We start from the raw sequence: 14,545 nt of genomic DNA, 5'->3' as shown, positions 1-14,545 counted from the left end.
ACTTAAACGAGGAAGTTGCCCAGAATCAGCAGTGAGACAGAGACGTTAATCGCGCCGCCGATACGGGTAGCAATCTGGGCGAATGGCATCAGGCTCATGCGGTTGCCTGCGGTCAGGATCGCCACGTCACCGGTGCCACCCTGCCCGCTCTGACAGCAGGAGACGATGGCGACATCAATCGGGTGCATACCAATCTTTTTGCCAACGAAGAATCCGGTCGCCACCAGCGCGGAAACGGTGCTGACAATCACCAGCAGGTTGCTGACGGTGAACGCCGCCACCAGTTCATGCCATGGGGTAATCGCCACGCCGACAGCGAAGAGGATTGGGTAGGTCACGGAGGTCTGGAAGAATTTGTACACCACCTGGGAACCCTCCAGCAGACGCGGAGAGGCGCCGTTGCAGAGCTTCACCAGCACCGCCATAAACAACATGCCCACCGGCGCTGGCAGACCAATCAGCTTGTGACCGAGCATGCCCAGCATGTACAGCAGCACCGCCAGCAGCGCGCCCGAGGCGATGGTCGTCACGTCCGCTTTGCCGGAGAACGCAGGTTGGGAAACAGTGGCATCAGCGTTGGCGCGATTCGGCATCAGCTGGCCTTCACCGGTCAGGTGCGGGTAGCGTTTACCGAGCTGGTTGAGGCAACCGGAGATAATGATCGCCGTCAGGCCGCCGAGCATCACCATCGGCAGCACGCGGCCGAGCGCCACCCCCTGATCCATATGCAGCAGGGTGGCATAGCCGATAGAGAGCGGGATCGCCCCTTCCCCGACGCCGCCCGCCATGATCGGCAGAATGATAAAGAAGAAGATCTGGAACGGCTCGAGGCCCAGCGCCAGCCCAACACCCATGCCGACAATCATGCCGACGATTTCACCGCACAGCATCGGGAAGAAGATGCGCAGGAAGCCCTGGATCAGCACGGTGCGGTTCATACTCATGATGCTGCCGACGATAATGCAGCAGATATAGAGGTAGAGAATATTGGTGGATTTATAGAATTTGGTCGTGGACTCAACCACCACGTCCGGCAGCAGGCCGTAATAGACCAGCGCGGAAGGGATAAAGGTGGCGCAAATTGCCGCCGCACCGAGCTTGCCGACAATCGGCAGGCGTTTGCCGAACTCACCGCAGGCAAAGCCGAAGAAGGCCAGCGTGGCCACCATGACCACAATGTCGCTCGGCAGTTTTCCGCCCAGGCAATCAATCGCAATCAGCGCACCCGCCAGAACGAACAGCGGCAGAGGAATAATGCCGATTTTCCAGGTATCCATAATATGCCACCAGCGCTCTTTGAGCGATGGCCGCTGAATATCAATCGGGTCGTGGGTAACAGAGAATGAATCGTCAGTTGTGCTCATAATAAGCCCCTTAGTTATTTTGTGCGTTCAGCTTAGAGTCACAAAGGCTTACTTTATGTGAGGGATGGCATATTAAAAGCGAAGTTTTAATGGACGCTATGGTTTTAATGGTTTCTTTTATTTAATGTGATTTACGCCTTATTTATTGCCGTGGTTTTTATGGTTTCTTTTCTTAACTGAACAAAGAAATAACATTTATTCATTTAACCTTAAGAGGATGAGACTTTCGGAAAAATCTTTTACAGGCTGCGCTGTGCAAGGGATCACAAGTTTTCGGCAAAGCGGGCATCCTGGCTTTAAAAGATGATATATTCAGCCGACCTGTTGATATCTCGCGTGATAGTTATGAAAGTATCGTTTCAGATCAAGCTGTTTATTTCGCTGGTCGCCTTTTTCTCAGTGCTGTTCGCATTACTGGGCGGATATTATTATGTCGATGTCGGCAGGCAGCTTTATCAGGAAATGAGCGCACGCGCAAAAATACAGGCCGAAGAAATTGCGCTTATTCCTACCCTGCGAAAAGAAGTCGAACAAAAGGATATCCTGGGTATCCATGACTTTATGCAGAAAATAGCCGCCCGCAGCGACGCCAGTTTTATTGTGATTGGTGACAATAAGGGGCTGCATCTTTTCCACTCCGTGTTTGCCGACCGGGTAGGCAAAACGCTGGTTGGCGGAGATAACGACGAGGTATTACACGGCAAAAGCACCATCACCATCCGCAAGGGCGGGTTAGGCATTTCGCTGCGCAGCAAAGCGCCCATTTTTAATGATGCCGGGCAGGTGGTGGGGATTGTTTCGGTAGGCTATCTCACGAGCTATCTGGACACCATCACCGTCAACAAGGTGGTTAATATCCTGATTGCCGCCGTGCTGCTGCTTATCGCCCTGTTTATTTTCTCCTGGTTCTTCACCCGCAGCATCAAGAAGCAGATATTCTCTCTGGAGCCGCGCGAAATCGGCCTGCTGGTGCGCCAGCAAAAGGCGATGATGGAATCCATTTATGAAGGGGTGATTGCCATCGACGACGATCTCCGCATTGAGGTGATCAACCAGGCGGCGCGTAAATTATTAGGCTTACGCCAGCCCGCCCGCGAACTGCGGGGTCAGCTCATCAGCCAGGTGATCGCGCCCGTCCCGTTCTTCAACGCGCAAACCATGCTTGCGAAAGACACCCACGATGAGATCTGTCGCTTTAACGATCTCACAGTTATTGCCAGCCGGGTGCGGATCATGCTGGAAGATGCGTTGCAGGGCTGGGTGATCACCTTTCGCGATCGCAACGAGATCGACTCGCTCAGCGCCCAGCTCAGCCAGGTGAAGCGCTACGTTGATAACCTGCGCATCATGCGCCATGAACAGCTGAACCGCATGACTACGCTGTCCGGCCTGCTGCATATGGGCCGTTATGACGAAGCGATTCGCTACATACAGGCGCAGTCGGAACACGCTCAGGAGCTGCTGGACTTTATCTCGTCCCGCTTTAGCTCTCCGACGCTGTGTGGTTTGCTGCTTGGAAAGGCCGCCCGCGCGCGTGAAAAAGGCGTTGAGCTGAGTTTCGACCCGGCCTGCCGGGTGGATAAACCGTTCCTGCCGCTGCTCGAATCGGAACTTATCTCGATCATCGGGAACTTGCTGGATAACGCCATTGAAGCGACCCAGCGTGCACCGCTCCCGCATGCCCCGGTGGACGTGCTGATAAAGCTGAACGAGCAGGAACTGATTATTGAAGTCGCCGACCAGGGCGTCGGCATCACACCGGAGATCCGCGACCGGATCTTTGAGCGCGGCATCACCACCAAAACGCGCGGCGATCATGGTATTGGCCTGTATCTGATTGAAAGCTATGTCACACAGGCTGGCGGTGCAATTGAAGTTGCCGATAACACCCCACGCGGTGCCATTTTCTCACTGTTTATTCCCGCCACGGGAACGGCCCGGCACCCCGTACAGGAACTGGAAGATACCGACTATGCAACATGAACTTATCGACGTACTGATTGTTGAAGACGAGAACGAACTGGCGCAACTGCACGCGGAGCTTATCGGTAAACATCCGCGCCTGAGGCTGGTGGGGATTGCCGCGTCGCTGGCCGACGCGCAGGTACAACTGGAGAGCAAACAGCCGAAGCTGATGCTGCTGGATAACTACCTGCCGGACGGCAAAGGCATCACCCTTATCAGCAACCCGATGCTCACCCGCGCCAACTGCTCGGTGATTTTCATCACCGCCGCCAGCGATATGGACACCTGTAGCCAGGCAATTCGTAACGGCGCGTTCGACTACATCCTCAAGCCGGTTTCCTGGAAGCGCCTGAGCCAGTCGCTGGAACGTTTTGTGCAGTTTGCCGAACAGCAGCGCGTCTGGAAGATTGTCGACCAGCAGAACGTAGATTCACTCTATCAATTGCAGGCGAAAAACTATCGCCTGGACAACGGCAGCAAAGGGATAGAGGAGAACACGCTGGCGCGGGTGCAAATGCTGTTTAACAACAAGGCGGCGCACTGTTTTACGGTGGATGAGGTGGTGAGCGAGACGGGCCTGAGTAAAACCACCACCCGGCGCTATCTGGAACACTGCGTGGAGGTGGGTTTTCTGACAGTGGAGATGCTGTACGGGAAGATTGGGCATCCGAGAAGGATGTACCGCCGCGCAGAAGCCTGACGCAGTATTGTAGGCCCGGTAAGCTTGCGCCGCCGGGCACTCGCCGGGTGGCGCTAACGCTTACCCGGCCTACGTTCAGACATTCAATACGTATCCATACAGCCGCTTAATCCCGTCCGCATCTTTCTCGCTGTAAACGCCCTGCAACTCTGGCGAGAAACCCGGCAGCATATTAATGCCCTCTTCCAGCGCCAGGAAATAGCGCTGTACTGCTCCACCCCAGACTTCCCCGGGCACCACACACAGCACGCCCGGCGGGTATGGCAGCGCACCTTCGGCGGCAATGCGTCCTTCGGCGTCACGAATACGCACCAGTTCGACGTTCCCGCGAATGTACTCCTGGTTGGCATCCTGCGGGTTCATCACCACGGCAGGCAGACTCTCCTGACGGAACATCGCCTTCTGTAAATCCTTCACGTTAAAGCTGACGTAGAGATCGTGCATCTCCTGGCACAGCTGACGGATCGTGTAGTCGCGGTAACGCACCGGGTATTTCTGATAGATAGTCGGAAGCACATCCGCGAGCGGTGTGTCGTCTTCAATATGCTGTTCAAACTGCCCCAGCATTGCCACCAGCTGCATTAGCTTCTCCGCGCTCTCGGCTGGCGTCAGCAGGAACAGGATGGAGTTGAGATCGCACTTCTCCGGCACAATGCCGTTCTCGCGCAGGTAGTGGGCGAGAATGGTCGCCGGAATGCCGAAATCGGTATAGTGACCTGTTTCAGCATCAATGCCCGGCGTGGTCAGCAGCAGCTTGCACGGATCGACGAAATACTGCTCGCGGGCATAGCCTTCAAAACCGTGCCATTTTGCACCCGGTTCAAAACTAAAGAAGCGACGCTCGCTGGCGATAGCCTGTGTGGGGTGATCCTGCCATGGCCGCCCCGCCACCACCGGCGGGATAAACGGTTTGATCATATTGCAGTTGGCGATGATGGCCTTGCGTGCTTCAATGCCCAGCTCGACGCACTCCGCCCACAGCCTGCGTCCGCTCTCGCCCTCGTGGATCTTGGCGTTCACGTCCAGCGCCGCAAACAGCGGGTAAAACGGGCTGGTGGAGGCATGCAGCATGAACGCATTGTTCAACCGCTTGTGCGGGCAGAAGCGCGACTGACCGCGAATATGGTTATCCTTTTTATGGATCTGCGACGTTTGCGAGAACCCGGCCTGCTGCTTGTGGACCGACTGGGTCACGAAAATTCCCGGATCTTTCTCGTTCAGTTCCAGCAGAAGCGGAGACGTTTCCGCCATCATCGGGATAAATTGCTCGTAGCCGACCCAGGCGGAGTCAAAGAGGATGTAGTCGCAAAGGTGACCGATCTTGTCGATCACCTGACGGGCGTTGTAGATCGTGCCATCGTAGGTGCCGAGCTGAATGATCGCCAGACGGAACGGGCGCGCCTCGGTGGCTTTCTGCGGCGCGACGTCACGGATCAGTTCCCGCAGCCAGGCCTCATCAAAGCAGTGCTCATCAATCCCGCCGATAAAACCAAACGGATTACGGGCTGCCTCAAGATAGACAGGCGTTGCCCCGGCCTGGATCAGCGCTCCATGATGGTTGGACTTGTGGTTGTTACGATCGAACAGCACCAGATCGCCACGGGTCAGCAGCGCATTGGTCACCACTTTATTGGCCGCCGACGTGCCGTTCAGCACGAAGTAGGTTTTATCCGCGTTGAACACTTTCGCCGCGAACTTTTGCGCGTGCTTGGCGGAGCCTTCGTGGATCAGCAAATCACCGAGCTTCACGTCGGCATTGCACATATCAGCACGAAACACGTTTTCACCGAAGAAGTCGTAAAACTGCCGCCCCGCCGGGTGTTTTTTGAAAAAGGCGCCGTGCTGGTGACCCGGACAGGCAAAGGTGCTGTTTCCCATCGCCACATACTGGCTCAGGGTGTCAAAAAAGGGTGGCAGCAGGTTCTCTTCATACCGGCAGGCGGCAGATTCCAGTTCCAGCAATTCCTGTGCTTTACCTGAGATGATCGCCGTGACACCCTCTGGCATCTCTCCTGGCTCTGTTGAGAACATAAATACCGGTAGCTGAAAGCCCGTACGCTTCAGCAATGCGAGAATGCCGCTGTAGCTTTCAACAACCGTAATGACGACTGCCGCCACATCGGTGAAATCAGTGTTATCCAGCATAACTTTTTCGCGATGCGTAGAAACTTTGGATACCAGCTCACGGCTGACGGCAATTTTCATGGTTTTCATAAGCGCAAACACCCTCACCGAACGGCGAGACAGGAAGGAGAAAATTCGCGCAATCATGTCACCTTTTATTTTCAGGTGCAAGAAGGAATCAGTATGCGTTACGCCTCCCAAAGCTAAGCGTAATCAGGGACGGACGTGTCATAATCATGCAATGCCAGTGCTTAAATAACAGGAGTTAAACGTGGTAATTGGACCCTTTATCAATGCGGGAGCCGTATTGCTGGGCGGTGTACTTGGGGCAGTATTAAGTCAGCGCCTGCCGGAGCGTATTCGCGTCTCCATGCCTTCTATTTTTGGCCTGGCGTCGTTAGGGATTGGTATCCTTTTAGTGGTGAAATGCGCCAACCTGCCGGTGATGGTACTGGCGACGCTGCTCGGCGCGCTCATCGGCGAGTTTTGCTATCTGGAAAAAGGTATTAATCACGCAGTAGGCAAAGCCAAAAATCTGATTGCCCGACCAGGCAAGGCAAAGCACGGCACGCACGAGTCGTTTATTCAGAACTACGTTGCGATCATTATTCTGTTCTGCGCCAGCGGCACGGGGATATTCGGTTCGATGCAGGAAGGGATGACCGGCGATCCCAGCATATTGATTGCGAAAGCGTTTCTGGATTTCTTTACTGCCACCATTTTTGCCACCACCCTAGGCATCGCCGTCGCCGCGATTTGTGTGCCGATGTTGCTTATTCAGCTGGCGCTGGCCACCTGCGCCACGCTGATCCTGCCGCTGACAACGCCAGCGATGATGGCAGACTTTACCGCCGTCGGCGGCCTGTTGCTGCTGGCGACAGGGCTGCGCATCTGTGGCATTAAGATGTTTGCAGTGGTGAACATGCTCCCTGCCCTGCTGCTCGCGATGCCGCTTTCCGCGCTCTGGACGCGCTTTTTCGCTTAAGTTTGCGACGAAATGGTGAGAGAGTGTGCAGTCTGCGCCGAAAGCAACAAATTTTGTTGACGCCGGAGGGAGGATCGGGTTTAATGCGCCCCGTTGCCCGGATAGCTCAGTCGGTAGAGCAGGGGATTGAAAATCCCCGTGTCCTTGGTTCGATTCCGAGTCCGGGCACCAAATTTATATTAACGGACCTCCACGGAGGTCCGTTTTTGCATTCTGAACCCGCCAGAATCGACACTTCTGCATTCCCTTAACGACACCCCGACCACTGCGTCAGCAGCGCATGCAGTTTAGCCGGCTCCAGAGGCTTGCGGAGCACCAGGTACCCCTCCTGCTCCGCCTCCAGCAGAACCGGTGAATTAAATTCGCCGCTGACTATCGCGCCGCTCATATCCGGCAGACGTTCAAAAAGCGCTTTCAGGATATCGAAGCCGCTTTCGCCCGATCGCAGACGCTGGTCGCACAGCACGGCGAACGGCGTAAAGCCGTCGTCGATTATGGCAAACGCTTCTTCAGCCGAGGCCGCACAGCGTACGTCGATTCCCCAGACGCTCATCAGGCTCTCCCAGGCAGACGTCACCAGCGGGTCGTCATCAACGACCAGGCAGGAACCGTGCAGCGGCGCATAGCGTACCGGCGTGGCGGTGTTGTCAGCGGCGGGCGGGGTGTCCAGCACGCTATCTTCGCCAGCATATTGGATAAAGCGCATCCAGAAGCGCGAGCCTTTCCCTTCAATAGATTGCATCCCGTATTTCACCTTCATGAGCTTGGCACAACGGGCAACGACGGCCAGTCCCAGCCCGTGCCCGGCGCTGTCGATCTTCCATGCCAGCTCGGGGCAGTAGTAAGGTGAGAAGATTTTGCCCTTCTCTTCATCGGCGATACCGACTCCCGTGTCCCACACCTCCACCATACACTCGTCACCGCGCGGTCGGATGGCGACCAGCACCCCGCCCTGGAGCGTGTAGCGAAGGGCGTTTTGAATCAGGTTAATCAGGGACTGTCGCACCAGCAGCGGATCGCCCATCACGTCGATACGGCGTTTAGGCCGCCGGATGCACAGCCTAAGCGCGCGGCTGTTGGCCTCTTCACGAAACAGCGTGATGACCGAGTCGAGCAGAGCACCGATATCCACTTTGGTCGGGGCAGAGAGGACATTCCCGGATTCTATTTTGCTCAGATCGAGCAGAGAATTGAGCATTAAATGCACCGAGCGAACGCTCTGCTGAAGGTCAAGGAGTTGCGGCGTCAGGCTGTCGTCCCGGTTTCGGTGGAGGATGGCTTCGATCAGAAAGCCCATTGCGTGTACGGGCTGGCGCAGATCGTGGCTGGCGGTGGTCAGAAACTGATTTTTATCCAGCAATGCCTGCTCCGCGTCCTCTTTGGCCTGACGAAACTGTTCCGCAAGGCGTGAGCTTTTTTCCTCAAGCAGCGCTTGCTGAATAAAGAACGCATGGGAAGTTAACGCATGGCGGTAAATCGCGAAGCCGTAAAGCAGATTCAGCATGAGCACGATGAACATCAACTCATCCAGCCGCCAGATAATACCGAGGTTCAGCACCCCCCAGGAGGCGAAGAAAAAACGCGTAAAGGTACTAATGACAGGCGTCAGATGCGTCGCATTGGCGGCGACGATGGCGGCAATGCTGATATTAAGTAACAGGAAAAAGTCAAAATTCTGCGTCTGTGGCGTAATTAAATAGAGTGATGAAATTCCCAGCCCGTGAATAAAGGCAATATTATTAATACGCGGAAGCCAGCGTCGCAGAACGTCCCTTTCACCGTTTTCTTTCGTTTCACGCTGATAGCGTCGGTGCAATATTCGTATCGCCACGGCACATAGCAGATAAATAATTATCCAGATAATCGTCGGGCCGAGTTCATCCCCAAGCATATAAATCCAGATGGCGAAAGGAATACCAACAAAGGGTACCGCACTAAAGCTGAATACCAGCCGCAGAAAGGTGTTGTTTAGCAAACGGATCTGCGCCGGAGCAGAGATACCATCATTTTGTAAGCTCTGAAAAAACCTCATTCCGACGGTTCCTGCTTGCCATGCAGAAGCGTGATGGCTTCGACCCGGCTGTTAACGCCTATCTTTTTCAATATATTGCTGATGTGTTCTTTGACCGTGGGCTCAGAAATTGAAAGCTGGGCGGCGATGCGTTTATTTGGCAGGCCGCGCATAATCATATTTAACACGTCTATTTGTCGCGGCGTTAAGTTAAATTTACTTAACTTCTCATTATTCGTCTTAACGGAAATTTCGTTTCCCTCAGGAAACCAGGTCTGATTATCAGTGAGTGCGAAAACGGCCCGCGAGAACATCTCAGGTGGCTCGCTTTTCAATACAAAACCGTGTCCCCCGGCGGCATTAACTTTGCGCCAGATATCATTATTGTCATCCCCGCTGACCACCAGGAGTCGTACCAGTGGGTAAAGTTGCTTTACTTCTTTGAGTAATTTCAGGGCCGTTCCGGAAGAGAGCCAAAAATCGATTACGAGCAAACGTGGCGGGCCATGATCCCTAATTTGGCGGTAGCAATCATCCTCATTCGTCACCACACACGCCTGCTTAAACTGGCAATGTGTAATCAGAAAATTGGCGATGCCGCTTGCTACCAATGGATGGTCATCAACGACTAACGCATAATTCTGTCCCAAAGGAGCCTCCTTTTACCTTCGCATATCTTAGAGTACAGATGAATTATTATCTACCCACCCTACTTTAGGAGGGTTTTTTCGATTAGGAAAGAGAAATATATTATTCGCTGATTTGGGTAAAAGAAAACATAAATACAATCAGTGAAATTAACTGGTTGGATATCAAGGATAATTTATGAAAAAACCACTCATCGTTTTAACCGTTACGTTGATGCTAGCCGGTTGTTCCACGTTGAAAACCGATCAGGCTATTCCACTCCTACAGGCGGAGACCGCTAAAATGCTGGGACTGGGCTCATCGGATGAAATAACCGTATCCAACGTTAATGGCGCCCAGCCGGACGCACTGGGAGGACAAAAACTCTCTTATCGCGCCACGACAGAAAAAGGGCGTATTTTCGATTGTTCATCGATGATGATGCCGGGAATTTTAGGATCTGCGCCGACGCTGAGCGCGCCAACCTGTACACCAGTTGTCACACATAAATAATTAGCACCGCATTAAAAGGCGTACTGAAATAACGCCTTTTACGTTATCTGACGTATCTGAGTTTTCATATAAAAACGATGTTCCTGACATCATGCTAATGAGTACGGAGATAGCCCGTGAATAACTCTACATCACATTCTTTAGCGGTTAAGACACCGCTTTCCAGACTTTACCTCGCTCTATTTTCCGCGCCGCTGTTACTTTTTTTACCTGCCGATGTCGCGCGTGCAGCCGATGCCTTTTTTGATGGCGAGTCGCGTATTACCGAAACGCTGGGTTACACCGGAGATATTTATGTTGGACGTAACCAACGCGGAAACCTGCTGATCGATAATGGCAAAATCACCGCCTATAACATCAATATCGGTCGGCTGTTCGACGGCAAAATTTATGAAAGCGTGGTCACGGTCCGTGGGCCAGACGCTGAGCTTAACGCGGTGAACGATCGGTACGTCCTGCGCGGCGACCTGAATCTTGGCCTCGGCACCCTGCGAGTCGAAGAGGGCGCGCTGGCGAGCGCAAAGGAGATCGTTGTCGGCACCACCCGCGGCTACGACAGCCACCTAATCGCCACGGGTGCCGGCTCTCGTGTGACCAGTAATTTTCTCAGTGTAGGCACCGATCTGGGCGCACGCTCCACGCTTGCGATTGAAGACGGCGCGTCGCTCAGCACCGCTTACGATGCGCGCATCGGCAACGGTACCGGGCCGGGTGAAACCGACACGCTGAGCCCGAAAGCCACCGTCACGGGGAGCGGGTCACAGTGGAACGTTGGCCGTACGTTGACGCTTTATGGCGACCTGGACGTGCTGAACGGCGGGGTGGTTAACGTTGGCGGCGTGCAGGTGGCGGGCGTCTCCGGGGCAGGGAAAACCGCCGAGCTGGTTATTGCGGGCAAGGACTCGCGCTTTACCAGCGGCAGCAGCGTGAGCGTGGGCGATTACGGCAATGGCGTGCTGTCTGTGATTGACGGCGGTTCATTTTCCGCTGGCAGCAATGCGCTGATCGTGGGGACATCGGGTTCCGGCTCGAACCGGGGTGCGCTCATCATCGGCAGCCGCGGCAATATGGACACCGGCACGGGTTTAACTGAGCCAACGCTTGGCACGGCGGGCGGCGCAGGTACCCTCGATGCGAAGACGGCAATCAGCCTGCGTGGCGGACTGTTCGGCAGCTATGTCTACTTCAACCATACCGACGGAAATTACCTCTTCAGCAACACGATGAGCGGTGAAGGTGATGTGATCAATACCTCCGGGCAGACGACGCTGAACGGCGATCTTTCCGCACTCAAGGCGAACGTAACCGCGCGGGGCGGTAAAGTCATCATTGCCAGCAATATTAATACCCAGCCAGAAGACGATATCTTTGACGTCCAGACCCTTAGCGCGGAGAACGGCGGTACGCTGATCCTCAACGCGACGGCGGGTTCAGACGTCAGCAACGGGGTGGGTTACAGCAGTGCCGCGTCAATCAAGTCCGGCGGAACGCTGGGCGGCAACGGGACGCTGGGCCAGACCGAGATCCTGTCCGGCGGACATATCTCGCCCGGCGACGGCAATATCGGTACGTTGACGCTGAAACGCTATCTGAACTTTATCGGCGAATCCTTCTATGACGTCGATATCGCAGCAGATGGCCGCAGCGACCAGCTACTGGTATCGGGCAAAACCACCATCAGCAATCAGGCTAAGGTACAGGTCACCGCGCTGGATCCGCAAACCAGCTATAAAACGGGCCAAAGCTACCGCATTTTGACCTCCGACGGGGGAATCGACGGTGAGTTCGCCGGAGCGATCTCCAAATCCGCATTCCTCGACGTGGCGCTTAAGCAAAGCACCAACGCCGTCGATCTGACCATCGCGCAGAAAGAGACCGGTGGCGAGAATCCTGGAGGAGAAAACCCCGGAGGAGAAAACCCCGGAGGCGAAAACCCTGGCGGTGAGAATCCTGGCGGTGAAAACCCCGGAGGCGAAAATCCTGGTGGTGAAAACCCGGGCGGTGAGAATCCTGGCGGTGAAAACCCGGGCAGCGGCAAGCCGGGCATTTTCCAGACCGTGGCCCAAAGCAGCAACCAGTGGAATACCGCAGGCGCGCTCTCCACGCTGACGCAAAGCGGCCCGTCGCTGGCGCTGTATAACTCGCTGCTTCTGCTGAGCGCACCGGAAGCGCGCGAGGCGTTCAACCAGCTTTCTGGTGAAGTTTATCCGTCAATGCAGTCCAACCTGATCGCTGGCAGCACGCAGGTGTTTAACGTGTTAAACCAGCGGATGCAGCGCGCGTTTGATAACGACAGCCTGCCGATACCACCGTTAGCCATGTCGCTGGTGCAGCAGCCGGAGCCGCAAAACAATGGCGTCTGGGGCCAGACCTTCAGCTCCTGGAGCCGAAACAGCGGCGACGGTAACGTGGGCAAGCTGGACGGCAACACCACCGGCTTCCTGCTGGGGGCAGATCGCAAACTGGCGGACCATAACGTGCGTGTCGGCGGCTACTTCGGCTACAGCCGGGGTGATTATGACGTCGACAGCCGTCGCTCCTCAACGGATACCGACAACTATCACCTTGGTCTGTATGCGGCGGGTCAACAGGATGCGTTCTCCCTTCGCGGCGCGCTGGGTTACACCTGGCACAAGATCGAAGGCGAGCGCAATGTTGATTTCAGCGGCTTCTCGGATCGGCTGAAGTCAGATTACGACGCGAACTCCCTGCTGGCGTTCACCGAAGCGGGCTACCGTTTCGGCCAGCCAGACAGGAATATTGAGCCGTTCGTCAATTTATCGTACATCCGGCTGCATACCGACAGCTTCAGGGAAGACGGCGGTGCCGCTGCGCTGAGCGTCCGTAACGAAACGATGAACACCTTCTATACGACACTCGGGTTGCGCGGTGTGACCGAGTTGCCGAAGCACGTTAACCTCTACGGTTCGTTGGGCTGGCAGCACGCCTATGGCGATAAGAATACCTCTTCGCGCATGGCGTTTGCGGGCAGCGACGCGTTCATTACTCAGGGACAGGCCGTGGATGAGGATGTGATGGTCGGTGATATCGGCGTGAGCGTACAGCTGTCGCGTGCTGCGACGCTGGATGTGGGTTACCAGGGACAATATGGTGCGGATACCCGCGTCAACTCTGTTAACGCCAATCTGCGCTGGTCGTTCTGAATTATTTCCATTAAAAGAACCCGCCCTCGTGGCGGGTTTCTGCTTTTGGCTTCTGACGAAGCTAGGGATCGTTCCCAACCACGTCCAGCAGTTTGTTTTTAAAGATAAACAAACACGCCTCGTTGAAGTTACCTGCTCCTAACCGCTCCGACAGCACCGTTCGCTTGCGATAGAGGCTTTTAACCGACATATTCAGCTTATCTGCAATCTCTTCCATTGACCTCCCTGCCTTCAGCAACCTGATCATTATCGCTTCGTGTCGACTCAGCCGTAAGTTAAGCAGCCATTTGGTTGTCAGACGCCTGCCTTTCATATCAAGCACCAGATTGAATAACGACGCCATATCCGGAGCCGTAAGCGACGTGTTCATAAACAGCTTCATACTGAGAAGATCCTCCTCTCGAGGACGCATATCCAGCATAACGCAGCAGATCGTTTTTCTCGTTCTGGCCGGATGGCGTATCAGGTAATCATATAAACGGAGCGGCGTACGGCTATCAATCAGTACAGTATATTCATTTGCGTCGGTATCAAATATGTTTCTGTCTATCGAACTGAGGCAAATTATATCCGGGAAAAATAGCCGCATCCCCCTGACAAGGAAACAATCCTGAGTCACTAACACTATTGAAGTCGCCACTAACCATCCCTTTTAGATTAAAGCAAGCCCGCCTCTTAAGAAACAAGAACGCTTTCGTTTATAGCGCTTTACATTAACGGCAAATGTTTTCTGGCTTTGATCATCCCTCAATATGACATTGGTGAGCTAGACTTTTTGTAGACTATCACTCAATGCCTGGCGTTAATTATAAATAAAAAAGAATTTCAGAAAAGTCACTTCTCTGAACATTAAGAATTTTTGTCATGAAACTTCCCAAACATGCACCAGAAAGTACTTTAATTAACTCAGCAGAACTTCATTTCTAATATAAAAAAACAGGAAGCAGCAAAAGAAAAAACATTTAACATCAATCAGTTAAAAAGAACAATCCTGCACTGAATTATCTAAAAAACTTACTTCTTCCAGAATTATCTCAAAACCTCCCAGCCGCTTTTCAACTTATTTATCCCCCAACATATCGGGTGTACATT

General features: G+C 54.2%; 10 protein-coding genes and 1 tRNA gene. 6 read left to right on the top strand and 5 right to left on the bottom strand.

Annotated features, from left to right (window positions below):
* Positions 1 to 2: 2 nt before the first annotated feature.
* On the bottom strand, positions 3 to 1,364 hold the full coding sequence (locus SK58_RS05735; RefSeq protein WP_015571852.1) for a 2-hydroxycarboxylate transporter family protein: 1,362 nt from the start codon (positions 1,362 to 1,364) through the stop codon (positions 3 to 5).
* 345 nt (positions 1,365 to 1,709) lie between these two features.
* On the opposite strand from SK58_RS05735, the gene SK58_RS05730 reads away from it, so the two are divergent.
* Together SK58_RS05730 and SK58_RS05725 are read left to right on the top strand one after the other, a co-directional pair.
* Entirely contained in the window at positions 1,710 to 3,347 is a 1,638-nt protein-coding gene (locus SK58_RS05730) for an ATP-binding protein (protein ID WP_017382937.1), read from the top strand.
* A complete protein-coding gene (locus tag SK58_RS05725; protein ID WP_015571854.1) occupies positions 3,337 to 4,029 on the top strand; it encodes a response regulator in 693 nt (230 codons plus the stop codon). Before SK58_RS05730 ends, SK58_RS05725 begins: the two co-directional genes overlap by 11 nt.
* A gap of 75 nt (positions 4,030 to 4,104) precedes the next feature.
* Here SK58_RS05725 and SK58_RS05720 read toward each other — a convergent pair whose 3' ends face one another.
* The gene (locus tag SK58_RS05720) at positions 4,105 to 6,243 is read right to left on the bottom strand and encodes an ornithine decarboxylase (protein ID WP_048220426.1); all 2,139 of its coding nucleotides are present in this window, start codon (positions 6,241 to 6,243) and stop codon (positions 4,105 to 4,107) included.
* 181 nt (positions 6,244 to 6,424) lie between these two features.
* Between SK58_RS05720 and SK58_RS05715 the strand changes: the two genes are divergently transcribed.
* Together SK58_RS05715 and SK58_RS05710 are read left to right on the top strand one after the other, a co-directional pair.
* Positions 6,425 to 7,138: a DUF554 domain-containing protein gene (locus SK58_RS05715; RefSeq protein WP_017692680.1), complete on the top strand. Its 714-nt coding sequence runs from the start codon at positions 6,425 to 6,427 to the stop codon at positions 7,136 to 7,138.
* Between the two features lie 95 nt (positions 7,139 to 7,233).
* Positions 7,234 to 7,309 (top strand) — tRNA-Phe (locus SK58_RS05710).
* A 76-nt stretch (positions 7,310 to 7,385) separates the two neighbouring features.
* Here the strand turns inward: SK58_RS05710 and SK58_RS05705 are convergent.
* On the bottom strand, positions 7,386 to 9,170 hold the full coding sequence (locus SK58_RS05705; protein WP_048219503.1) for a hybrid sensor histidine kinase/response regulator: 1,785 nt from the start codon (positions 9,168 to 9,170) through the stop codon (positions 7,386 to 7,388).
* Entirely contained in the window at positions 9,167 to 9,799 is a 633-nt protein-coding gene (locus tag SK58_RS05700; RefSeq protein ID WP_048219500.1) for a response regulator transcription factor, read from the bottom strand. The genes SK58_RS05705 and SK58_RS05700 overlap by 4 nt, the downstream gene beginning before the upstream one ends.
* A gap of 175 nt (positions 9,800 to 9,974) precedes the next feature.
* Here SK58_RS05700 and SK58_RS05695 point away from each other — a divergent pair, with 175 nt between their 5' ends.
* Entirely contained in the window at positions 9,975 to 10,289 is a 315-nt protein-coding gene (locus SK58_RS05695; RefSeq protein ID WP_017382737.1) for a lipoprotein, read from the top strand.
* A 116-nt stretch (positions 10,290 to 10,405) separates the two neighbouring features.
* Entirely contained in the window at positions 10,406 to 13,453 is a 3,048-nt protein-coding gene (locus SK58_RS05690; protein ID WP_048219498.1) for an autotransporter family protein, read from the top strand.
* A 61-nt stretch (positions 13,454 to 13,514) separates the two neighbouring features.
* On the opposite strand, the gene SK58_RS05685 is transcribed toward SK58_RS05690, so the two are convergent.
* A complete protein-coding gene (locus SK58_RS05685; protein WP_045324834.1) occupies positions 13,515 to 14,042 on the bottom strand; it encodes a helix-turn-helix transcriptional regulator in 528 nt (175 codons plus the stop codon).
* Positions 14,043 to 14,545 lie beyond the last annotated feature (503 nt).

The sequence above is a fragment of the Enterobacter sp. BIDMC93 genome (genome assembly GCF_001037805.1).
GTDB classification, from domain to species: domain Bacteria; phylum Pseudomonadota; class Gammaproteobacteria; order Enterobacterales; family Enterobacteriaceae; genus Enterobacter; species Enterobacter hormaechei_C.
This window is presented reverse-complemented; position numbering and strand designations above follow the sequence as displayed.